The organism is Aeromicrobium sp. EU05-FHT14F07 (genome assembly GCF_058790455.1).
The window spans coordinates 24,015-45,213 of sequence record NZ_JBYTCR010000018.1 but is presented as its reverse complement, the minus strand read 5'-3'; the positions used below and the strand labels follow the sequence as shown (position 1 = coordinate 45,213).

The 21,199-nt window shown below is 71.2% G+C and carries 20 protein-coding genes; 1 reads left to right on the top strand and 19 read right to left on the bottom strand.

Features of this window, described 5'->3' with window-relative positions:
- Window positions 1–19: 19 nt before the first annotated feature.
- The 10 genes from rplB to AC3WRM_RS15000 form a co-directional block, all read right to left on the bottom strand.
- Window positions 20–847 (bottom strand): 50S ribosomal protein L2, encoded by an 828-nt coding sequence (gene rplB / locus AC3WRM_RS15045; protein WP_067859807.1) that lies wholly within the window; start codon window positions 845–847, stop codon window positions 20–22.
- A 13-nt stretch (window positions 848–860) separates the two neighbouring features.
- Window positions 861–1,163 carry a 50S ribosomal protein L23 gene (rplW, locus tag AC3WRM_RS15040; protein ID WP_067859810.1) on the bottom strand — a complete coding sequence of 101 codons (303 nt, stop codon included), beginning with the start codon at window positions 1,161–1,163 and terminating at the stop codon, window positions 861–863.
- 4 nt (window positions 1,164–1,167) lie between these two features.
- A complete protein-coding gene (rplD, locus tag AC3WRM_RS15035; protein WP_492249328.1) occupies window positions 1,168–2,136 on the bottom strand; it encodes a 50S ribosomal protein L4, sunset domain variant in 969 nt (322 codons plus the stop codon).
- 3 nt (window positions 2,137–2,139) lie between these two features.
- Window positions 2,140–2,814, bottom strand: coding sequence for a 50S ribosomal protein L3 (rplC, locus tag AC3WRM_RS15030; protein WP_492249327.1), 675 nt, complete (start codon window positions 2,812–2,814; stop codon window positions 2,140–2,142).
- Window positions 2,815–2,831: 17 nt separating this feature from the next.
- Window positions 2,832–3,140 carry a 30S ribosomal protein S10 gene (gene rpsJ, locus AC3WRM_RS15025; protein WP_067859819.1) on the bottom strand — a complete coding sequence of 103 codons (309 nt, stop codon included), beginning with the start codon at window positions 3,138–3,140 and terminating at the stop codon, window positions 2,832–2,834.
- Window positions 3,141–3,654: 514 nt separating this feature from the next.
- Window positions 3,655–7,557 (bottom strand): non-ribosomal peptide synthetase, encoded by a 3,903-nt coding sequence (locus tag AC3WRM_RS15020; RefSeq protein WP_492249326.1) that lies wholly within the window; start codon window positions 7,555–7,557, stop codon window positions 3,655–3,657.
- Between the two features lie 92 nt (window positions 7,558–7,649).
- Entirely contained in the window at window positions 7,650–8,567 is a 918-nt protein-coding gene (locus AC3WRM_RS15015) for an EamA family transporter (protein WP_492249325.1), read from the bottom strand.
- A complete protein-coding gene (upp, locus tag AC3WRM_RS15010; RefSeq protein WP_492249324.1) occupies window positions 8,564–9,313 on the bottom strand; it encodes a uracil phosphoribosyltransferase in 750 nt (249 codons plus the stop codon). Before upp ends, AC3WRM_RS15015 begins: the two co-directional genes overlap by 4 nt.
- A gap of 1 nt (window position 9,314) precedes the next feature.
- Window positions 9,315–10,025: an HAD family hydrolase gene (locus tag AC3WRM_RS15005; RefSeq protein ID WP_492249323.1), complete on the bottom strand. Its 711-nt coding sequence runs from the start codon at window positions 10,023–10,025 to the stop codon at window positions 9,315–9,317.
- Window positions 10,022–11,014 (bottom strand): pseudouridine-5'-phosphate glycosidase, encoded by a 993-nt coding sequence (locus AC3WRM_RS15000; RefSeq protein ID WP_492249322.1) that lies wholly within the window; start codon window positions 11,012–11,014, stop codon window positions 10,022–10,024. Before AC3WRM_RS15000 ends, AC3WRM_RS15005 begins: the two co-directional genes overlap by 4 nt.
- An 84-nt stretch (window positions 11,015–11,098) precedes the next feature.
- Between AC3WRM_RS15000 and AC3WRM_RS14995 the strand changes: the two genes are divergently transcribed.
- Window positions 11,099–11,596, top strand: a complete 498-nt coding sequence (locus AC3WRM_RS14995) for a MarR family winged helix-turn-helix transcriptional regulator (protein WP_492249321.1) — start codon at window positions 11,099–11,101, stop codon at window positions 11,594–11,596.
- A gap of 122 nt (window positions 11,597–11,718) precedes the next feature.
- Here AC3WRM_RS14995 and tuf read toward each other — a convergent pair whose 3' ends face one another.
- The 9 genes from tuf to pyrE form a co-directional block, all read right to left on the bottom strand.
- Window positions 11,719–12,912 carry an elongation factor Tu gene (gene tuf, locus AC3WRM_RS14990; RefSeq protein WP_492249320.1) on the bottom strand — a complete coding sequence of 398 codons (1,194 nt, stop codon included), beginning with the start codon at window positions 12,910–12,912 and terminating at the stop codon, window positions 11,719–11,721.
- Window positions 12,913–13,019: 107 nt separating this feature from the next.
- The gene (gene fusA, locus AC3WRM_RS14985) at window positions 13,020–15,131 is read right to left on the bottom strand and encodes an elongation factor G (RefSeq protein WP_492249319.1); all 2,112 of its coding nucleotides are present in this window, start codon (window positions 15,129–15,131) and stop codon (window positions 13,020–13,022) included.
- Between the two features lie 44 nt (window positions 15,132–15,175).
- Entirely contained in the window at window positions 15,176–15,646 is a 471-nt protein-coding gene (gene rpsG / locus AC3WRM_RS14980; RefSeq protein WP_492249318.1) for a 30S ribosomal protein S7, read from the bottom strand.
- Window positions 15,646–16,020 (bottom strand): 30S ribosomal protein S12, encoded by a 375-nt coding sequence (rpsL, locus tag AC3WRM_RS14975; protein ID WP_067859838.1) that lies wholly within the window; start codon window positions 16,018–16,020, stop codon window positions 15,646–15,648. Before rpsL ends, rpsG begins: the two co-directional genes overlap by 1 nt.
- A gap of 955 nt (window positions 16,021–16,975) precedes the next feature.
- The gene (gene fbaA / locus AC3WRM_RS14970) at window positions 16,976–17,995 is read right to left on the bottom strand and encodes a class II fructose-bisphosphate aldolase (RefSeq protein WP_492249317.1); all 1,020 of its coding nucleotides are present in this window, start codon (window positions 17,993–17,995) and stop codon (window positions 16,976–16,978) included.
- A 41-nt stretch (window positions 17,996–18,036) separates the two neighbouring features.
- Window positions 18,037–19,413 carry an FAD-dependent oxidoreductase gene (locus AC3WRM_RS14965; protein ID WP_492249316.1) on the bottom strand — a complete coding sequence of 459 codons (1,377 nt, stop codon included), beginning with the start codon at window positions 19,411–19,413 and terminating at the stop codon, window positions 18,037–18,039.
- 9 nt (window positions 19,414–19,422) lie between these two features.
- The gene (locus tag AC3WRM_RS14960) at window positions 19,423–19,998 is read right to left on the bottom strand and encodes a GNAT family N-acetyltransferase (RefSeq protein WP_492249315.1); all 576 of its coding nucleotides are present in this window, start codon (window positions 19,996–19,998) and stop codon (window positions 19,423–19,425) included.
- Window positions 19,931–20,560 carry a TrmH family RNA methyltransferase gene (locus AC3WRM_RS14955; RefSeq protein ID WP_492249314.1) on the bottom strand — a complete coding sequence of 210 codons (630 nt, stop codon included), beginning with the start codon at window positions 20,558–20,560 and terminating at the stop codon, window positions 19,931–19,933. The genes AC3WRM_RS14960 and AC3WRM_RS14955 overlap by 68 nt, the downstream gene beginning before the upstream one ends.
- Complete coding sequence (gene pyrE / locus AC3WRM_RS14950; RefSeq protein WP_492249313.1) at window positions 20,557–21,198, bottom strand: orotate phosphoribosyltransferase; 642 nt, start codon at window positions 21,196–21,198, stop codon at window positions 20,557–20,559. The genes AC3WRM_RS14955 and pyrE overlap by 4 nt, the downstream gene beginning before the upstream one ends.
- Window position 21,199: the final 1 nt, after the last annotated feature.

The following is a 21,199-nucleotide window of genomic DNA, read 5'->3' as shown; positions in this document are numbered from 1 at the left end:
TTCCTGAGCTCGTCGAGGCTCAGCGGCCGGACTTGCGGCGGCGGACGATCATCTGGTCACTGGCCTTGCGCTTGCGCGTCCGGCCCTCGGGCTTGCCCCAGGGCGAGACCGGGTGGCGACCACCCGAGGTCTTGCCCTCACCGCCACCGTGCGGGTGGTCGATCGGGTTCATGGCCACACCACGGACGGTCGGGCGCTTGCCCTTCCAGCGGTTGCGGCCGGCCTTGCCCCAGTTGATGTTGGACTGCTCGGCGTTGCCGACCTCGCCGATCGTGGCGCGGCAGCGGACGTCGACGTAGCGCATCTCGCCGGAGGGCAGACGCAGCTGGGCGCGCGAGCCCTCCTTGGCGACGAGCTGCACGCGCACACCGGCGGAGCGGCCCATCTTGGCGCCACCGCCCGGACGCAGCTCCACGGCGTGGATCTGGGTGCCGACGGGGATGTTGCGCAGCGGCAGGTTGTTGCCGACCTTAATGTCCGCGGTCGGGCCGGCCTCGATGGCCTGGCCCTGGCGGATGCCGTCGGGCGCGATGATGTAGCGCTTCTCGCCGTCGGCGTAGTGCAGGAGCGCGATGCGCGCGGTGCGGTTGGGGTCGTACTCGATGTGAGCGACCTTGGCCGGCACGCCGTCCTTGTCGTAGCGCTTGAAGTCGATCACGCGGTAGGCGCGTTTGTGACCGCCACCCTGGTGACGCGTGGTGATCCGACCCTGGTTGTTGCGACCGCCCTTCTTGGGCAGCGGCTCGACGAGGGACTTCTCCGGCGTGGTCCGGGTGATCTCGGCGAAGTCGGCGACGCTGGAGCCGCGACGGCCCGGCGTGGTCGGCTTGTACTTACGGATAGCCATGTCTGATCAGTCCTCAGCTCGGGCTCGAGAAGATGTCGATGCTCTGGCCGGCGGCGACGCTCACGATGGCCCGCTTGGTGTCCTTGCGCTTGCCGAGCCCGTTGCGGGTGCGGCGCGTCTTGCCCTTGCGGTTCAGCGTGTTCACGGCCGTCACCTTGACGCCGAACACGTTCTCGACGGCGATCTTGATCTCCGTCTTGTTCGCGTCGGGGTGAACCAGGAACGTGTACTTGTTGTCGTCGATGAGCGCGTACGTCTTCTCGGAGACGACGGGCGCGATCAGGACGTCGCGGTGGTCCTTGTGCAGGGTGCTCATGCGGTCACTCACCAGCCTTCTCGAAACCGGCGTCCTGCGCGGTCTCCTCGGTGTCGAACCAGACCCCGGCGACCGCCTGGTCGTAGGAGGGGCTGTCCGGCGTGTGGAACGTCATCGCGTCGACGTCGCCCTTGATCTCGTGGCCCTTGGGCGCGTTGCCGCTCTTGAGCGGGGCCTTGGAGCCGGGGCCGTAGGGCTGCGTCTTGGTCGCACCCTCCGTCCCGGCGTCGGCGGCCGGGGCGGCGACCTCGGCCTGAGCCGCGGCCTTCTTCGCCGGAGTCTTCTTGGCCGGAGCCTTCTTGGCCTGCTTGGCGGCCGGCTTCGCATCGGCCTCGACGACCGCCGCGCTGAGCGCGATGGTCTCGGCACCCTCGGCGGAGCGGGCCTCGACGAACGCCTCGAAGGCGTCCTGCGTGAAGATCACGTCGTCGCTGAGCACGACGTCGTAGGTGTTCAGCTGGTCGAAGGTCAGCACGACGAGGTCCGTGACGTTGCGCAGGCTGAGGGCCGTGACGGCGTCCTCGCGACGCACGACGACGAGTACCCGACGACGCGTGGTGAGCTCGGCGATCGCGGCGACGGCGGCCTTGGTGGAGGGCGCCTCACCCGTGACGAGCGACTCGACGACGTGCAGGCGACCGGAGCGGGCCCGGTCCGAGAGGGCACCGCGCAGGGCGGCGGCCTTCATCTTCTTGGGCGTGCGCTGGTCGTAGCTGCGCGGCGTCGGGCCGTGCACGATTCCACCGCCGGTGAAGTGCGGAGCGCGGATCGAGCCAGCGCGCGCGCGGCCCGTGCCCTTCTGACGCCACGGCTTCTTGCCGCCGCCCGAGACCTCGCCCCGTGACTTGACGTCGTGCGTGCCCTGACGGGCGGCCGCGAGCTGGGCGGTGACGACCTGGTGAATGAGGGGGATGTTCGTCTGCACGCCGAAGATGTCGACGGGCAGCGCTGCATCGATGGTCTTGACAGCCATGGGTCAGGCTCCCTTCGCGCTGGAGGCGGACTTGGCCGCGGAGCGGACCACGACGAGTCCACCCCTCGGGCCGGGGACCGCACCCTTGACGAGGATGACGCCCTTGGCGGCATCCACGGCGTGGACGGTCAGGTTCTGGGTCGTGACGGTCTCGGCACCCATGTGGCCGGCCATGCGCAGACCCTTGAAGACGCGACCCGGGGTGGCGCACGCGCCGATCGAGCCGGGCTTGCGGTGGTTGCGGTGCGCACCGTGCGAGGCGGAGACACCGGCGAAGCCGTGACGCTTCATGACGCCGGCGAATCCCTTGCCCTTGCTGGTGGCGGTCACGTCGATCTCGTCACCTGCGGCGAAGATCTCCGGCGAGATCTCCTGGCCGAGCGTGTAGTCGCCGATGGCCTCGGTGCGGATCTCGACGACGTGACGGCGCGGCGTGACGCCGGCCTTCGCGAAGTGACCAGCCTGCGGCTTGGTGATCTTGCGGCCGTCGATCTCGCCGAAGCCGATCTGGACGGCGGTGTAGCCGTCGGTCTCGGCGGTGCGGATCTGGGTGACCACGTTCGTCTCGGCGGCGAGGACGGTGACGGGGACGATCTTGCCCTCGTCGTCCCAGACCTGCGTCATGCCGAGCTTGCGGCCGAGGAGGCCGCGCGCGTTGACGGTGGAGGAGGTGCTCATGGTGTTCTCGTCCTCCCTCAGAGCTTGATCTCGATGTCGACACCGGCCGGCAGGTCGAGACGCATGAGCGAGTCGACGGTCTTCGGCGTGGGGTCGATGATGTCGATGAGCCGCTTGTGCGTACGCATCTCGAAGTGCTCGCGGCTGTCCTTGTACTTGTGCGGCGACCGGATCACGCAGAACACGTTCTTCTCGGTCGGCAGGGGCACGGGGCCGGCCACGGAGGCTCCGGTGCGCGTGACCGTGTCGACGATCTTGCGCGCCGAGGTGTCGATCACCTCGTGGTCATAGGCCTTGAGCCGGATACGGATCTTCTGTCCCGCCATGCTCTGGTCGTCCTTACTCTTCGTCAGCTTGGTGTGCCCCTGGGGCTTGTTCTCCCTGGAGGGGATCGCTCCCCTCCGCCCCCCGAGGTCGGGCGTGTCGCAGTGGTGACCACGAGCGTCCGCGAACCTTCTGGAGTTGGGTGGTTGGACTTCCGGTCGCGGGCCGCGGCCTCCGGGGAGTCCGCGTCGCTGCGCTTCCAGCAGTCAGGCCGGTCGCGGTGCTGTCTTTCAACAACACGATGCGGCGCGCTCGTCGATCCCGGCGTGAGTTCCGGGCGGGCACGCCCCAGCGATCCGGCCGGAGCAACCGCACTAGTCTGACAGACTCCCCCGCCCCAGCACAAATCGCCCTCGCCCGCGGTCGACCAGGACGTCCCGCTCGGACGTGGCTCGCCGCCGCGGACCTGCCCGGGGACGCCCGATCCCTCGGCTCGTCGCGCCCTGCGGGCGCACGCGCGGGCACCCGCTCACGCTCGGGGCCCCTCGCGCCGGTCGCCGACGTCGAGCGAGTCCGTCACGTGAGCGCGGGCTCGCCGAGCAGGTCGGCCACGACCTGGACCCCGGGTCCACGAAGCACGTCGTAGTGGTCGATCGGGATGCTGACCCGCTGCGGCGCGAGATCGAGGTCCAGACGGTCGAGGAAGGACCACCCGTCACCCTCGGCGTCGATCACACGGGCCCTCTCGACCACGGCGCGCAGGTGTCCCGCCTCGGCGCCTCGCAGGCCAAAGGTCGCCAGCACCACGTCGACGATGCGGGCGGCGAGCCCCGGCTCGAGCTCGGGGCGCTGCTCGCGCAGGAGCCGCTCGAAGCCTGGTCGATCACGGGTCGCGGCGACCAGGCGCGGGTCGGGCAGCCGGCCCAGGAACACGGACCAGAGGATCGCCCGGAAGTAGGGGTCGGCGAAGTCGGCCTCGCCTGCGGGGTCGGGCGCGTCGGGCACCAGCGGCGACCCTGGCGCGAGCAGCACCAGCTCGACGTCGACGCCCCGCTGCGCCAGCGTCCACGCGACGTCGGTGGCGACCCGCGCCCCGAAGGAGTAGCCGACGAAGGTGGGCGCACCGGCCGGGAGCAGAGGCTCGATCTCCGCCAGGTCCGACGCCACAAGCTCGTCGATGTCGTCCACCGGACGCTCGCCCTCGTTGAGGCCCCGCGTCTGGACGGCGACCACCGGGCGGCCACGCGCGACGAGCCGGGCCAGCGGTGCGAGGCTCGCGGGATAGCCGCCGAGGCCCGGCCACAGCACGACCGCCGGACCGTCGCCGTCGACGAGCCGGACGAGCCGGCTGGGGGTCGTGGGAGCCAGGTCCCCCTCGGCCTCGACGACCCGCGCCGCGAGCTGGCGCACCGTGCCGTGCGTGAAGAGCACGTGCACCGGAAGCGCGGCACCCAGGCGGTCGTTGACCAGGTGCACGAGGCGCACCGCGGCGAGGCTGTTCCCGCCGGCCGCGAAGAAGTCGAGCTCGACGTCGAGGACGTCCTGGCCCAGGACCTGCGTCCAGCAGGCGGCGATGCGCTGCTCGACCGGGCCGACCGGCGGCCGGTCCTCACCGCGCGAGGCGGTCGCCTCGTCCTGCAGCACCGCGAGCAGTGCCGCCCGGTCGACCTTGCCGGTCGCGCTGATCGGCATGCGGGGCACCACCACGACCCTGCTCGGCACCATGTAGCGCGGCAGCGCCGCGGCAAGGTCGTCGCGCAGGATCTCCTGCGGACCGCTCATGTGCACGACGTCCTCGCGCATGTCCTCAGCCCGCTGCTGGTCCTCGCTGACCCGGCCGGCGAGCGCGACGTAGGACAGCTGGTCGCCGTCCTCCGGCAGCAGCTCCGTGAGTCGTGCCGCCGCGGGGAGCTCCCGGCCCGACAACGAGGAGTACCCCGAGGAGAGCAGGCCGATGCCGACGGCGTTGTCCTGCAGCCGGTGCAGCGCCCGACCGAGCTCTCGCAGCCCGGGCAGCCCTGCCGAGCGGGGGCACCGCAGCGCCACGGCGAACGCCGACGCGGCGTAGCTGCGCTGGTTGATGGCGACGACGTGACGACGCTCGACGACCTCGTCCCCGAGGGGCTCGAGCCAGGGGCCAGGGTCCGGCTCCGCGCCCGTGCCGCCCAGCCGGACCCGGTAGAGGCCGGGCCGCAGTCCCACGACCTGACCGTGCACCTGGACGAGCACGTCGAGGCCCTCGGGGCCGACGCCAGGGTCGGGACGCTCCACGGCGGCCATCGCGCCCGTGGAGACCACGAGGTCGACGGTGGTCCAGCAGACGTCGCCCACGACCCCGACCGCCGGCGGCACGGCGTCGTCCACGACCGCGACCGTCCGGCCGTGTGCGGCGGCGACGTCGTCGAGCAGTCCGAGGAGGTGACCGACCTCGAAGGCCAGCACCTCGTCGACGTTGATGGCGTAGACCGACCGGATCGCGTCACGGACTCCCCGCAGGTGCAGACGCACCCGCGCGGCCGGGTCGACCCGGTGGGCCCTCGACGGCAGCGAGCCGTCGCCGACTCGGTGCAGCGTGTGACGTCGTGGGTGGTAGTAGTGGACGCCGTCGTCGAGACCGCGCACCCCGGACACCTCGACGTACACCTGGGTGGCGTACAACGCACCGGGCGAGGCGTAGGCGTACTTCGGGAGCAGCCGCTCCTCGCTGTCGAACGCCCCGAACCAGCGCAGCAGGTCGGCGAGGTCGACCAGATCGGCGAGCGCGCGCGGTCCGGTCAGCGCCCGCCGCTCGCCCTGCACGAGCCGGAGCACGTGGTCCAGCGTCACCACCCCGCCCTCGAACGTGCGGTACGACGTGCGGCGGAAGGCCAGCTCCCGCTGCTCGGGCCGCCCGTCCGGCCCGGGCAGCGCGATCCCGGACGCCGCGTCCAGGTCGTGACGGACACCGGGATCGGCGAGCTGGGCGTGGACCTGCGTGTGGTCGTCCTTGGACAGGTGGTGCTGTCCGGTCGCCCCCTGGTCCATCAACGGCGCCTCGTCGCTGTCGAGGGCCACGAACGCCGCCAGGCTGCACGCGCCGGTGCGCGGGTCGACCCAGGGCAGCACCTCCGCGTCGGCCACCCAGTGGTGGGCCTCGATGGCGGTCTTGACCTCGAGGGTCTCGATGCGGTGCCCGTTGACCTTGACCTGGTCGTCGGACCGGCCGTGGAACTCGAGGAGCCCCGTCGCGTCACGACGCACCAGGTCACCCGTGCGGTAGACGCGCCGCGACCGGCCCTCGAGGACGATGGACGGGAAGCGTTCCGCGGTCAGCTCGTCGAGACCGACGTACCCGGCAGCGAGCTGCACCCCTCCGATGCACAGCTCACCCAGCTCACCGGGCGGGCACGGTGTGCCGTCCTCGCCGAGGACCACGGCCCACGACCCCGGGACCGGGCGACCGATCGACACGATCCCCGCGGCGTCGAGATCGGTGGCCGTGACGACGTGCGCGGTCACGTTGATCGTGGTCTCCGTCGGGCCGTAGAGGTTCACGAGTCGAGCCGACGGCTGCAGCCGCACGAGCTCGCGAGCGAGCGACGCGGTGAGCGCCTCTCCCCCGCTGAACAGGGCGGTCAGGGACGTGCACGTGGCGAGGTCCGGCGTGGCGACCAGGGCCGACCAGACCGTGGGGACGCACTGCAGGTGGGTGACCTGGTGCCGGCGCACGAGGGTGCACAGCGCGCCGAGGTCACGATGGGCACCCTGCGGTGCGACGACGACCGTCGCGCCGGTCGCGCCGGCCAGCAGCTCCCACTGTGCGGCGTCGAAGCTCGTCGGCGTCTTGAGCAGGATGCGAGCCCCGGGCCCCAGGTCGTGGTCGCGGCCGAGCCAGTCGAGCTGCGCGACCAGCCCACCGTGCCGGATCGCGACGCCCTTGGGCCGACCGGTGGTTCCCGACGTGTAGATGACGTAGGCACGGTCGTCCGGCCCGATCTCGGGCTCGGCCCCACCGCCGGTCTCGGTCGCGGCCGTGAGGACGTCAGCGCCGTTCCCTCCCCCGGCCGTGAGGATCCCGACGCACGCGGGGAGCGTCGACTCCGCGCGCGCCCGCAGCCCGGGCGCCGTCACGACGAGACGGAGCCCCGAGTCACGGGCCATGAGCTGGAGGCGAGGCGTCGGGTAGTCGACCGCGAGAGGGACGTACACCGCACCGGCGCGCAGCACCGCCCACACGCTCACGACCAGGGACCGACCCGGCTCCAGGAACAGACCGACGCAGTCGCCGCGGGCGACGCCGGCGTGGAGGAGGCGGCGCGCGAGGATGCCGGCGTCGCGCCAGAGGTCCTCGAAGGTCAGGACCCCCTCGTCGTCGACCACGGCGGGCGCGTCGGGTCGCTCGCGCACCGCGGCGGCGAGCATCGCGACGATCGTCGGGCGGGAGGCGGGGGTGCCGTCGCGGGGGACCACCGCGACCGCGGACATGGGGGGACTCGACATGATGCTGCTCCTGCAGGTCGGATGAGGCGACGGTGTCGGGACGGGGGGTGAGGACGTGGCGGAGCGGAGGACGGGGGAGGGAGGAGCGGGGCTCAGCGGTCCCGGCGCGCTGCGCGCAGGCCGACGAGCTGGCCCGCCGCGGCCCCGCCGAGCGCCAGCGCGAAGCCCAGGCACTGCAGCGGACCGAGGGACTGACCGAGCACGACCCAGCCGAGCACTGCGGCCATCAGCGGGCTGAGCATGCCGAGCAGCGCGGTGCTCGCCGGCGGCAGCTGCCGGGCACCGTGCAGCCAGACGCCGTACCCGAGGGCACCACCGACGAGAGCGAGCCACAGGTAGCCGAGGACGGCCGTCGCGTCGAGCTCGAGGGCGCCGGTGTCGGTGAACGGGACGAGCGGCGCGATCACGATGCCGCCGACGACGAGCTGCCAGGCCGTGCACGTCAGCGGGCGGTAGTCAGCAGGGAGGCGCCAGCGGCTCGAGAGCAGGATCCCGACCGCCATGCTCGCCGTGCCCGCGATCGCCGCCGCGATCCCCCACGCGTCGACGCTCGTGCGCGAGGTGACGGTCATGAGCGCCACCCCGCCGGCCGCGACCACGGCGAGCGCCACCTGCCGCCGGGGCGGCTGGCGCCAGCCGAGCATCGCGGTGAGCGCGGCGATGATGAGCGGTTGCAGCGAGCCGACGACGGCGGCCAGTCCGCCGGGGAGCCGGTACGCGCTGATGAACAGCAGCGGGAAGAACGCTCCGATGTTCAGCACCCCCAGCACCACCGTGCGCAGGCGCCACCCCACCGGCGGCAGGCCCGGCGCGATCGCGAGCAGCAGCAGCCCCGCCACCGCGGCGCGCAGGAAGCCCGCCGTCAGAGGTCGGTCGGGTGGCAGCATCTCCGTCGTGACGACGTAGGTGGTGCCCCACACGAGCGGCGCGATCGCCGCCAGCAGGGTCAGGCCGACGAGCGAGGCCTGCGCAGGCGGCGACGGCGCGGGACGCACCTCCAGCCCGCTCATGCGGTCGTCCCGTAGAAGCGGTCACCGAAGTCGCCGATGCCGGGGTGCATGAACGCCTGTTCGGTGAGCCGTTCGTCCACGAAGCTGGTGACCACGCGCAGACCCGGGGCCACCTGCGCCAGGCGTTCCAGCGCCGACGGACAGGTGAGGACGTTGGCGAGGATGACGTCCTCGAGCAGCAGACCGGCGTCCACGAGGGTGCTGAGCGCGAGCTGCACCGTGCCGGACGTGGCCATCATCGGGTCCAGCAGGATCACGTCGGACCCGCGGGCCAGCCGCGGGAGCTTGGCGTAGAACAGCTGCGGCTGCGTGGTCACCGGGTCGCGCTGGATCAGGATCTTGCCGAACCTGGTGTCCGGGAGCATCTCGCGCAGCTCGTGCTCCATCGCGTCGCCGGCGCGGGGCACCGAGACCGCGGTGAGCCGCGGTGCACGGGGAGCGACCCCGGCGAACGTCGCACCGAGCGGCGTGCGGACGGGGTGCGGCTCGTGCCGTCGGACCGCGAGGGCCTCCTCCAGCACGAGGCGGATGATGCGTCGAGCGGCACGCACGAACACGGCCTGGTCGGCCGTGTGGTCGCGGGCCGACGCGTGGAGGTGCACCAGGCCGGCCGTGCGCGGCAGGCAGGTGAGCCGCAGTGGCAGCGCTGCCACGGCGTCGGGCACCGCCGCTGACCCGACGAGGGTCCCGGCGAGACCGGCGGGCGGCTGGGCGGTCGGCGTGGCGACCAAGTGGTCGACGGTCATGTCAGGTCCTCGTCGGGGCGTGGTCGAGCAGGAGAAGGGTCAGCGCGTCGAGGTGCGAGAGCACGTCGTGGGCCCCCGCCGACCGCAACGTCTCGGCCGCTTCGACGCCGTGGTCGAGGCCTATGCAGTGCATCCCCGCAGCTCGGGCCATCTGGACGTCGTGCGCGGTGTCGCCCACCACGACGCTGACGTCGGCACCCCGTCCGAGGGCACGAAGGGCGTGGAGGGCGTGCTCGGCGTGAGGCTTGGGGTGCTGCACGTCGTCCGCCCCGACCACGACGGGGAAGGCGTCCGCGATCCCGGCGGAGGCGAGGATCGCGACGGCGCTGTCGTGGTACTTGCTGGTCACGACGGCGAGCGCGAGGCCTGCGTCGTGCATCCTCGCGAGGCCGTCGACGACGCCGGGGTAGAGCAGTGCGGCGGCCTCGGGCACGATCCGCTCGCGGAACCGACGCCGGTAGTCCGCGACCGCCTCGGCACGCTCCGGTGGCGTCGCGCCAGGGGCGAGCCGAGCGACCATCACGTCCAGCGGCAGGCCGATGAGGCGACGTGCCGCCTCGTCACGAGGTGCGGTGCCCGTGGTCGCGCCCACCGCTGCCGCCAGCTCGCGTGCGATGGCATGAGGCGTGTCGACCAGCGTGCCGTCGAGGTCGAAGAGCACGCACCGCACCTGGCCCGACGTGGTCAGGGAGGTGGACGACGGCGTCCTCATCGCGCCTGCTCTGCCAGGGCCGGGGCGAGAGCCGCGGCGACCTCGGCGCCGACGGCGGCGACCTGCAGCACGACGGCCTCGTTCGCGGCGGAGGACCGACCGGCGGTCGCGGCGGCGACCTCCCGGGTGAGGAAGTTCGTCACCGCGGCACCCCGGACGCCCTCGGCGGCGGCGCGGGCGAGAGCACGGTCGATGGCGGCACCGACCTCCTGCTCGTCGAGCGCGTCCTCCGCCGCGATGGGGTGGGTCACGAGGACCGAGCCCGTGCCCGGCAGGCTGCGGTGCAGCCCGATCGCGTCGGCCAGCACGCCGAGGTCGTCGATGCGCTCGGGGTTCGGCAGGCCACTGGACCGGCACAGGAACGCGGGAAAGTCGTCGCACCGGTACCCGATGACGGGCACGCCTCTCGTCTCGAGGAACTCCAGGGTCCGGGGGATGTCGAGGACCGACTTCACCCCGGCCGAGACGACCACGACGCGCGAGCGCACGAGCTGGTGCAGGTCGGCGGACACGTCCATCGTCTCGACGTAGTCCCGGTGCACCCCGCCGAGTCCGGCGGAGGCGACGACGTCGATGCCTGTCAGCTCCGCGACCACCATGGCCGCGGAGATCGTGGTGGCGCCGGACGTCCCGCTCGCCACCGCGGAGGCGAGCTCACGGCTCCCGATCTTGCGCGCCCCCTCCGCGAGCCGTTCGTGCTCCTGCTGGACCAGCCCGACCACGACCGTCCCGTCGAGGACGGCCAGGCTGGCCGGCACGACGCCGCAGGCGCGGACGCGACGCTCGCACTCCAGGCCGGCGGCGACGCGGCGCGGCGCCGGGAGGCCGTTGGCGGTCACGTTCGTCTCCAGCGCGACGACTGGTCGTCCGTCGTCCAGCGCCGCCCGCACCTCCTCCCCGAGACGGATCGGGATCCTCGGCGCGGACCGGTGGGCGGATCGCGGGACCGCCGGTGCGGTGCGTGGTGTCGTGAGCGTGGTTCGGGTCATGGGTCTCACCCCCGACCGATACCTTAGCGTTTATCCTTTTAATGCTCAACTATTGAGGTGAACACTGAGTGATAGTCTCGTGACGTGGGAGATCTCGTGGACGACGTGGTGGAGCAGTGGGGTGTCGAGCGGCCGGAGATCGACGTCAGTCCCATGGAGGTGGTCGGCAGGGTGAGCCGCGCGGCGGCCCTCCTGGACCGGCGCATCGCCAAGCGGCTGGCGTCCTTCGACCTCCAGCCCGGAGAGTTCGACGTCCTGGCCACCCTGCTCCGCTCGGGCGCCCCCTACCGGCTGCCCGTCGGTCGTCTGACCTCCCACACGATGGTCACGTCCGGCGCGGTCTCGCACCGGCTCAACCGGCTCGAGGACCGCGGCCTCGTCGAGCGGTCGACCGAGCCGACCAACCGACGCAGCGTCAACGTCCAGCTCACCGAGGCGGGACGGGACCTCGTCGACGCCGCGCTCCCCGCGCACGTCGAGAACGAGGACTCCCTCCTCGCCCCCCTGGACGTCGACCAGCGACGCCAGCTGGCCACGCTCCTGCGCACGCTGCTGCTCGGCCACGGCGACTCCCTCGGCTGACGTCCGCAGACGGTCCCTCCGACGTCGGGTGGGTCGGTCGCGCTGCCGCCCGAGCACGACGAAGCCCCCCGGACCCGAAGGTCCGAGGGGCTTCGCTGCAGCAGAGCTGGTGTGTCGTCAGATCACTTGTTGATCTTGGTGACACGGCCGGCGCCGACGGTACGGCCGCCCTCGCGGATGGCGAAGCGCAGGCCCTCCTCCATGGCGATCGGCTGGATGAGCTGGACGCTCATCTCGGTGTTGTCGCCGGGCATGACCATCTCGGTGCCCTCGGGCAGCGTGACGACGCCGGTGACGTCCGTGGTCCGGAAGTAGAACTGCGGACGGTAGTTGTTGAAGAACGGCGTGTGACGGCCACCCTCCTCCTTGGACAGGATGTAGACCTGGCCCTCGAACTCCGTGTGCGGGGTGGTCGAGCCGGGGGCGATGATGACCATGCCGCGCTCGACGTCCTCGCGCTTCGTGCCACGGAGCAGGAGGCCGACGTTCTCGCCGGCCTGGCCCTCGTCGAGCAGCTTGCGGAACATCTCGATGCCGGTGACCGTGGTGGTCTGCTTGGTCTCACGGATGCCGACGATGTCGACCGTCTCGTTGACCTTGACGACGCCACGCTCGATACGACCCGTGATGACGGTGCCACGACCGGTGATCGTGAAGACGTCCTCGACCGGCATGAGGAACGGCTTGTCCGTCTCACGCGGGGGCATCGGGATGTACTCGTCGACCGCGTTCATGAGCTCGAGGATCGACTCGCCCCACTTGGCGTCACCCTGCAGCGCCGGGTGGGCCGCGACCTTGACGACGGGGACGTTGTCGCCGTCGAACTCCTGCTCGCTGAGCAGCTCGCGGACCTCGAGCTCGACGAGCTCCAGGATCTCCTCGTCGTCGACCATGTCGCACTTGTTGAGCGCGACGACCATGGCCGGGACGCCGACCTGGCGCGCCAGGAGGACGTGCTCGCGCGTCTGCGGCATCGGGCCGTCGGTGGCGGCGACCACGAGGATCGCGCCGTCCATCTGCGCCGCGCCCGTGATCATGTTCTTCACGTAGTCGGCGTGGCCGGGGCAGTCGACGTGGGCGTAGTGACGGTTCTCCGTCTGGTACTCCACGTGCGCGATCGAGATCGTGATGCCGCGCTGACGCTCCTCAGGAGCCTTGTCGATCTGGTCGAAGGCCGAGGCCTCGTTCAGGTCGGGGTACTTGTCGTGCAGCACCTTGGTGATCGCCGCGGTCAGCGTCGTCTTACCGTGGTCGATGTGACCGATGGTGCCGATGTTCATGTGCGGCTTGGTCCGCTCGAACTTCGCCTTAGCCACTGGGGCTCCTCCTGGGTTGAGTGTTGCGCTGTCTGATGTGGTGCTGGGTCTGAAAGCCGTCGGGTCCCGCTGGGAGACCTAGGCCACCTTACCGATGACGCCGTTGGTTACTCGCCGCGGGCCTTCTTGATGATCTCCTCCGCGACGGCCTTGGGAACCTCGGCGTAGGAGTCGAACTGCATCGAGTACGAGGCACGGCCCGAGGTCTTGGACCTCAGGTCACCCACGTAGCCGAACATCTCCGAGAGCGGGACCAGGGCCTTGATGACCTTGGCTCCGCCGTAGCCCTCCTCCATCGCCTGGACCTGTCCGCGGCGGGAGTTGAGGTCGCCGATCACGTCGCCCATGTAGTCCTCGGGCGTCGTGACCTCGACGGCGAACATCGGCTCGAGCAGGGCCGGGTCGGCCTTGCGCGCGGCCTCCTTGAAGGCCATGTTGCCGGCCAGCTTGAACGCCAGCTCGCTGGAGTCGACGTCGTGGTAGGCGCCGTCCTCGAGGGTGAACTTGACGTCGACCATCGGGTAGCCGGCGAGGACGCCGAACTCCATGGCCGCCTGTCCACCGGCGTCGACCGAGGGGATGTACTCCTTCGGCACGCGGCCACCGGTGACCTCGTTGACGAACTCGTAGCCGCCCTCGCCGCCCGCGTCGGGGCCGTTGGGGGCCACGCCGATGACGACCTTGGCGAACTGGCCCGAACCACCGGTCTGCTTCTTGTGCGTGTAGCTGTGGCCGGTGACGGCGCGCTTGATGGTCTCGCGGTACGCGACCTGCGGCTTGCCGACGTTGGCCTCGACCTTGAACTCGCGCTTCATGCGGTCGACCAGGATGTCGAGGTGCAGCTCGCCCATGCCGGCGATGATCGTCTGACCGGTCTCCTCGTCGGTGTGGACCTGGAACGTCGGGTCCTCCTCGGCGAGCTTCTGGATGGCGACGCCGAGCTTCTCCTGGTCGCTCTTGGTCTTCGGCTCGATGGCGACCTGGATGACCGGGTCGGGGAACGTCATCGACTCCAGGACGATCGGGTTCGCCGAGTCCGCGAGGGTCTCGCCCGTGGTGGTGTCCTTGAGGCCCATGACGGCCACGATCTGGCCGGCGCCGACCGACGCGATCTCCTCACGCTTGTTCGCGTGCATCTGGTAGACCTTGCCGATCCGCTCCTTGCGGCCCTTGGTGACGTTGAGCACCTGGGTGCCCGCCTCCAGACGGCCGGAGTAGACGCGCACGAAGGTCAGCTTGCCCAGGTGCGGGTCGGTCGCGATCTTGAACGCCAGACCGGCGAACGGGGCGTCCTCCGACGGCGGGCGGGTGGCCTCGACCGACTCGTCCTTCGCGTCGTGACCCTTGACGTCGCCGACATCGATCGGCGACGGCAGGAAGTCGACGACGGCGTCGAGCAGTGGCTGCACGCCCTTGTTCTTGAACGCCGTGCCGCACAGGACCGGGTTGAGCTGCGCCGCGAGCGTCGCGCGACGGATGGCCGCCTTCAGCTCCTCGACGGAGATGTCCTCGCCCTCGAGGTACTTCTCGGCGATCTCGTCGTCGACGTCGGACAGCGTCTCCAGCAGGGCCTCGCGACCCTCGGCGGCGGCGTCGGCCAGGTCGGCCGGGATGTCCTCGACCGTGTAGTCCTCACCGATCGTGGTCTCGCCGCGCCAGGTGAGCGCGCGCATGCCGACGAGGTCGACGACACCGAGGAAGTCGCTCTCGGCGCCGATCGGGAGCTGCAGGACCAGCGGCGTGGCGCCGAGGCGCTCGCGGATGGTCTTGACGCAGAAGTCGAACGAGGCGCCCGTGCGGTCGAGCTTGTTGACGAAGCACATGCGCGGCACGCCGTACTTGTCGGCCTGACGCCACACGGTCTCCGACTGCGGCTCGACACCGGCGACACCGTCGAAGACGGCGACGGCACCGTCGAGGACGCGCAGCGAGCGCTCTACCTCGACCGTGAAGTCGACGTGCCCGGGGGTGTCGATGATGTTGATCTGGTGGTCCTTCCACCAGCAGGTGGTGGCGGCGGACGTGATCGTGATGCCGCGCTCCTGCTCCTGCTCCATCCAGTCCATGGTGGCGCCACCGTCGTGGACCTCACCGATCTTGTACGTGATCCCGGTGTAGAAGAGGATCCGCTCGGTGGTGGTGGTCTTGCCGGCATCGATGTGCGCCATGATGCCGATGTTGCGGACGCGGGTGAGGTCCGTCGTGATGTCGGTTGCCACGGTGAGCTACCAGTTCCTTACGTCGAAGATGGATGCTGCTGGGGTCACCAGCGGTAGTGGGCGAAGGCGCGGTTGGCCTCGGCCATCTTGTGCGTGTCCTCGCGCTTCTTGACGCTGCCGCCGAGGCCGTTGCTGGCGTCGAGGAGCTCGTTCATGAGGCGCTCGGCCATGGTCTTCTCGCGACGCTCGCTCGAGTACTTGACCAGCCAGCGCAGGGCGAGGGTGGTCTGACGGGCGGGGCGGACCTCGATCGGGACCTGGTAGGTCGCACCGCCGACGCGGCGGGACTTGACCTCGAGGGCCGGCTTGACGTTGTCGAGCGCGCGCTTGAGGGTGACGACCGGGTCGGTGCCCGACTTCTCGCGGGTGCCCTCCAGCGCCGAGTACACGATGCGCTGCGCGGTCTGCTTCTTGCCGTCGACGAGGATCTTGTTGATCAGCATCGTGACGAGCTGGTTGTTGTAGACCGGGTCGGTCTCGGGGACGCGCTTCGGCGCGGGGCCCTTGCGAGGCATTAGCTCTTCTCCTTCTTCGCGCCGTAGCGGCTGCGAGCCTGCTTGCGGCCCTTGACACCCTGGGTGTCGAGGGAGCCGCGGACGATCTTGTAGCGCACACCCGGGAGGTCCTTCACACGACCGCCACGCACGAGCACGATCGAGTGCTCCTGGAGGTTGTGGCCCTCACCGGGGATGTAGGCCGTGACCTCGGTACCCGAGGACAGGCGCACGCGAGCAACCTTGCGCAGCGCGGAGTTCGGCTTCTTCGGGGTGGTGGTGTACACGCGGGTGCACACACCGCGGCGCTGCGGCGAGCCCTTGAGGGCCGGCGTGCTGGTCTTGGTCACCTTGCTCTGGCGACCCTTGCGGACCAACTGGTTGATCGTGGGCACTACGGACTTCTTTCTTCAGGCGAGAAGGACTCTGAGTCGTGCTGCACTCGCCGCCGGACTGGAACGAGGTGGCGGGATGCGCGCAGCGGCCCGGACAATCCAGGCACAGCACTCAACAGTACCTCCCGGCACCACCCCGGGCAAATTCCGGGGTGCGCGATCAGGCCTGCCGTGCCGGTGCGCGGGTCTCGTCCTGCGGCTGCGTCGCCGTGGCCTCTCGTCGACCTGCGGCTGCGGCGGGTGGCTGGTCGTCGACCTGCGGCTGCGGCGGGTGGCTGGTCGTCGACCTGCGGCTGCGTCGGTGCGGGTTCGCGGTCGGGTGGGGCTGCGCTGGCGCAGGTCGGTGGTCGGGTGGGGCTGCGCTGGCGCGGCTCTCGTGGAGGTGGTCTCCGAAAGGGCCTCGACCGGGAGGTTGGGCGCGAGCTGGTCGGGGTTCTCGGGCTGTGGCTCCCGCGTTGGGACGCAAGATTCTGCGTTTGCGCGGTCCGGCGGTGGATCTGCCACCTTCTGAGCGCTCTTCAGGTGGCAGAGCCACCGACGAGGGGCGAGGGGTGTGAAGGATTCTTCCTTCTCGTGGACCGGTCCACGAGAAGGAAGAATCCTTCGTCTCCCCAACGCAAAGGGCACCCAAGATTCTGCATTCACGCGAACCAGGTCGAACGCTTCTGCGTTCACGACGGGATCCCGTAGCAAACGCAGCATCCTTCGAATCCCAGCGCACGAACGCAGATTCTTGCGTCCCACGCGGGCCAGAGCCCGAGACCCGAAGCCGACCCCCGCCCAGCCGCCCGGTCGAGGCCCTTTCGGAGCGCAGGACGAGTCAAAGCCGCGCCAGCGCAGCCCCACCCGAGAGAGAAGCCGCACCAGCGCACCCCCACCCGACCGAGAAGCCGCGCCGACGCACCACAGCCCCACCCTCGTGCGAGGGCGGGGCTGCGGCGGGGGTGCGGGTGGGTCAGAGGGCGGTGCCGGCGGAGCGGAGGTTCTGGCAGGCCTCGACGACGCGGGCGGCCATGCCGGCCTCGGCGGCCTTGCCCCAGGCGCGGGGGTCGTAGGCCTTCTTGTTGCCGACCTCGCCGTCGACCTTGAGCACGCCGTCGTAGTTGGTGAACATGTGGCCGACGACGGGGCGGGTGAACGCGTACTGGGTGTCGGTGTCGACGTTCATCTTGACGACGCCGTAGTCGACGGCCGCGGAGATCTCCTCGGGGAGGGAGCCGGAGCCGCCGTGGAAGACGAAGTCGAACGCGTCGTCCTTGCCGTACTTCGCGGCGACGGCCTCCTGGGCGGCCTTCAGCACCTCGGGGCGCAGCTTGACGTTGCCGGGCTTGTACACGCCGTGCACGTTGCCGAACGTGAGGGCCGTCAGGTAGCGGCCCTTCTCGCCGAGGCCGAGCGCCTCGACCGTGGCCAGCGCGTCCTCGGGGGTCGTGTACAGGTGCTCGCCCATGCCGCCCTCGACACCGTCCTCCTCGCCGCCGACCACGCCGATCTCGACCTCGAGGATGATGTGCGCGGCGGCGGCCTTCTCGAGCAGCTCCTGCGCGATGACGAGGTTCTCGTCGAGCGGCACGGCCGAGCCGTCCCACATGTGCGACTGGAAGTACGGCAGGCCGCCTCCCTTGACGCGCTCGGTGGAGGCCTCGATGAGCGGGCGGACGAAGCCGTCGAGCTTGTCCTTCGGGCAGTGGTCGGTGTGCAGGGCGACGTTGACCGGGTACTTCTTGGCGACCTCCTGCGCGAACGCGGCGAACGCGAGCGAGCCGGACACCATGTTCTTGACGGTGGGGCCCGAGAAGTACTCGGCGCCGCCGGTGGAGACCTGGATGATGCCGTCGGACTCGGCCTCGGCGAAGCCGGCGAGGGCGGCGTTGAGCGTCTGCGACGACGACACGTTGATGGCCGGGAAGGCGAACGACTCGCTCTTGGCCTTGTCGAGCATCGCGGCGTAGGTCTCGGGGGTGGCGACGGGCATGGAGTCTCCTTGCAGGGCGGCCGGACGGCGGTGCGCCCAGCCTACTGGTCGAGCTGCTTCACGAGCGCACGGGCGAGGACCTGCACCTGGCTCCACACCGACGAGAACGGCGGCGCGTACGAGAGGTCGGTCATCACCAGCTCGTCGACGGTCATGCCCGACCACAGGGCCATCGCGGCCGTGTCGATGCGGACCGCTCCCCCACGACCGACGAGCTGCACGCCGAGCAGCCGACGGGTGCCGCGCTCGGCGAGGCCCCAGAGGGTCATCGGCTCCGCGCCCGGGTAGTAGCCGGCGACCGTCGTGGTCTCGACGTCGGCGCTCACGGTCTCCAGGCCCGCGTCGTCGGCCTGCGCTCGACCAAGGCCGGCGCGGGCGATCTCAAGGTCGCAGAACTTCGTGATCGCGGTCTGCACGACACCCGGGAAGACCCGGCCCGACCAGTCGGCGCCGAGCGACGCCGCGACCGACTCGCCGGCGACCATGCCCTGCTTGTTCGCGTGCGTGCCGAGCGGCAGGTGGATCCGGGTCGACGTCATGCGGTCGTGGGTGACGACGCAGTCACCCGCCGACCACACGTCGGCGACGAGCGAGCCGTCGGGCGCGAGCACGCGCTGCTGGTCGTCGGTGACGATGCCGTCCTTCACGCCGAGGTCGGCGACGTCGGCGAGCAGCCCGCTGCGGGGGACGACGCCGAAGGCCGCGACCACGAGGTCGGCCGAGAAGGTGTCCTCGTCGGTCCGTACGGCCGTCACGGCACCGTCGTCGCCGACGTCGAAGCCGGTGACCGCGGCCTCGGTGACCATGCGGGCCCCCTTCTCGCGCATCGCGTCGGCGATGACCCGGCCGATCTCGTCCTCGACGATGGGCAGGGGCGTCGACTCCCGCTCGACGACCGCCACCTCGAGCCCGCGGGCGAGGCATGCCTCGGCCATCTCGATGCCGATGTAGCCGCTGCCGACGACGACGGCCCGCCGGGCGCCCGCCTGGATGCGGTCGATGACCTGCTGGCCGTCGACGAGGTCCTTGACGCTCATGACGCCGGGCGCGTGGACCCCGGGCAGGTCCGGCCGGATCGAGCCGGCGCCCGTCGCGACGACCAGGCGGTCGTAGGCGAGCGTGTGCTCCCCCGCGAGGTCGCGGTAGCGCACCTCGTGGGCGTCGACGTCGACCGCGACCACCTCGCTGCCGAGGCGCACGTCGATGCCGCGCTCGCGGTGCTCCTCGGGCGAGCGGGCCACGAGGCCGTCCGGGCCGTCGATCTCGCCGGCGACCCAGTAGGGCACGCCGCACGCGGAGTAGGAGGTGTGGTGGCCGCGCTCGAGGACCACGACCTCCACATCGGGCAGGAGGCGGTGGACGGCCGACGCGCTGGTCATCCCGGCCGCGTCACCCCCGACGACGACGACGCGACTCATGGGACGAGCCTAGGGTCGCTCGCCGGGGTCCGCAGGGTCGACGACCTTCTCGAACCAGTGCCGGGCGTGGGGGTTGTCGTTGTAGCGCTCGACCTCCGCGTAGCCGGCGGAGCGGTAGAGGGCGAGCGCGGCGACGAGCTGGTCGTTGGTGTCGAGCCGCACCCGCTGGTAACCCAGGTCGCGGGCGTGCTCCTCCAGCGCGGACAGCAGCCGACGTCCCAGCCCGGTGCCGCGGGCCCGCCCGTCGACCCACATCCGCTTGACCTCGGCCGACCCGTCGCCGAGGTCGCGCAGCGCACCGCAGCCGAGCACCTCCCCGTCGAGCTCGCCGCCCCGGGCCGTGGCGAGCAGGAAGACGCCCGACGGCGGACGGTAGGGGTCGAGGTCGTCGGGCCCCGGCGCGTAGCCGTCCGCGAGGGTGGCGTCGACCTCCCCAGGTACGACGTCAGCGCGGCGTGGGCCCGCGGGTCGTCGGGGTCGACGACGTCGAGGCGGACGGACGGGACGGTGGGGGCGGTCACGGCGACTCCTCGGCGTGCTCTCGGATCCAGGCGTGCATGGCGATGGCGGCGGCCGCTCCGGCATTGATCGACCGGGTCGAGCCGAACTGGGCGATGGAGAGGGTGGTGGCGCAGACCTCGCGGGCGGCGTCGCTCAGGCCCGGCCCCTCCTGGCCGAAGAGCAGGACGCAGGCGCGCGGCAGCGAGGTCGTCTCCAGCGGCACCGCTCCGGGCAGGTTGTCGACCCCGAGCAGCGGCAGGTCCCGCGCCGCCGCCCACGCGGCGAGGGCGGCGGCGTCGGCGTGGTGCTCGACGTGGAGGTAGCGGTCGGTGACCATCGCGCCCCGACGGTTCCACCGCCGCCGGCCGACGACGTGGACGGCCGCGACGTTGAAGGCGTTGGCCGTCCGCACGACGGAGCCGATGTTGAAGTCGTGCTGCCAGTTCTCGACGGCGACGTGCAGCGGGTGACGACGGGTGTCGAGGTCGGCGACGATCGCGTCGACCGTCCAGTAGCGGTAGCGGTCGACGACGTTGCGTCGGTCGCCGTCGGCGAGCAGCGCAGGGTCGAGGCGGGGGTCGTCGGGGACGGGACCGACCCAGGGGCCGACGCCTACCTCCTCGTCGCGCTCGCGCGGCCCGCTCACGCGCCGTACTGGTCGCGGTACGCCCGGGCGGCCCGCAGGTGCTCGGCGTGCCGGCCGGACTCCTCGAGGTACTCGATGACGTGGTCGAAGGTCACGATCGCCTCGACCGGGACGCCGAGGTCGCGGCGCACCTCGTCGACCGCCGACAGCTCGCCCGTGCCGCGCTCCTGGCGGTCGACGGCCACGACGATCCCGGCCAGCTCGGCACCGGCCGCCTCCACGATCGGCACGACCTCGCGGATCGCCTTGCCGGAGGTGATGACGTCGTCGACGAGGAGCACCCGACCGCGCAGCGGGGCGCCGACCACGACCCCGCCCTCGCCGTGGTCCTTCGCCTCCTTGCGGTTGAAGCTCCACGGCACGTCGCGGTCGTGCGCCTCGGCGAGCTGCACGGCGGTGGCCGCCGCGATCGGGATGCCCTTGTAGGCGGGCCCGAGCAGCACGTCGAAGGCCGGCGCGCGCTCGGTGATCGCGGCGGCGTAGAAGCGGCCGAGACCGGCGAGCCGGGCACCGGTGTCGAAGCCGCCGGCGTTGAAGAAGTAGGGCGACGTGCGGCCGGACTTCAGCGTGAAGGAGCCGAAGCGCAGGACGTCGTGGCCGATCGCGAACTCGACGAACGCGCGCTGGTAGTCGTGCATC

Coding starts and splice junctions, on each gene's coding strand:
- rpsJ (WP_067859819.1), bottom strand. CDS start 3,140: ATGGCGGGACAGAAGATCCGTATCCGGCTCAAGGCCTATGACCACGAG.
- AC3WRM_RS15005 (WP_492249323.1), bottom strand. CDS start 10,025: ATGAGGACGCCGTCGTCCACCTCCCTGACCACGTCGGGCCAGGTGCGG.
- upp (WP_492249324.1), bottom strand. CDS start 9,313: ATGACCGTCGACCACTTGGTCGCCACGCCGACCGCCCAGCCGCCCGCC.
- AC3WRM_RS14965 (WP_492249316.1), bottom strand. CDS start 19,413: ATGAGTCGCGTCGTCGTCGTCGGGGGTGACGCGGCCGGGATGACCAGC.
- AC3WRM_RS15020 (WP_492249326.1), bottom strand. CDS start 7,557: ATGTCGAGTCCCCCCATGTCCGCGGTCGCGGTGGTCCCCCGCGACGGC.
- pyrE (WP_492249313.1), bottom strand. CDS start 21,198: ATGCACGACTACCAGCGCGCGTTCGTCGAGTTCGCGATCGGCCACGAC.
- fbaA (WP_492249317.1), bottom strand. CDS start 17,995: ATGCCCGTCGCCACCCCCGAGACCTACGCCGCGATGCTCGACAAGGCC.
- AC3WRM_RS15000 (WP_492249322.1), bottom strand. CDS start 11,014: ATGACCCGAACCACGCTCACGACACCACGCACCGCACCGGCGGTCCCG.
- rplD (WP_492249328.1), bottom strand. CDS start 2,136: ATGGCTGTCAAGACCATCGATGCAGCGCTGCCCGTCGACATCTTCGGC.
- rplB (WP_067859807.1), bottom strand. CDS start 847: ATGGCTATCCGTAAGTACAAGCCGACCACGCCGGGCCGTCGCGGCTCC.
- AC3WRM_RS14960 (WP_492249315.1), bottom strand. CDS start 19,998: ATGCCGGAGCGGCCGCCGCCATCGCCATGCACGCCTGGATCCGAGAGC.
- rplW (WP_067859810.1), bottom strand. CDS start 1,163: ATGAGCACCCTGCACAAGGACCACCGCGACGTCCTGATCGCGCCCGTC.
- rplC (WP_492249327.1), bottom strand. CDS start 2,814: ATGAGCACCTCCTCCACCGTCAACGCGCGCGGCCTCCTCGGCCGCAAG.
- AC3WRM_RS15015 (WP_492249325.1), bottom strand. CDS start 8,567: ATGAGCGGGCTGGAGGTGCGTCCCGCGCCGTCGCCGCCTGCGCAGGCC.
- rpsG (WP_492249318.1), bottom strand. CDS start 15,646: ATGCCTCGCAAGGGCCCCGCGCCGAAGCGCGTCCCCGAGACCGACCCG.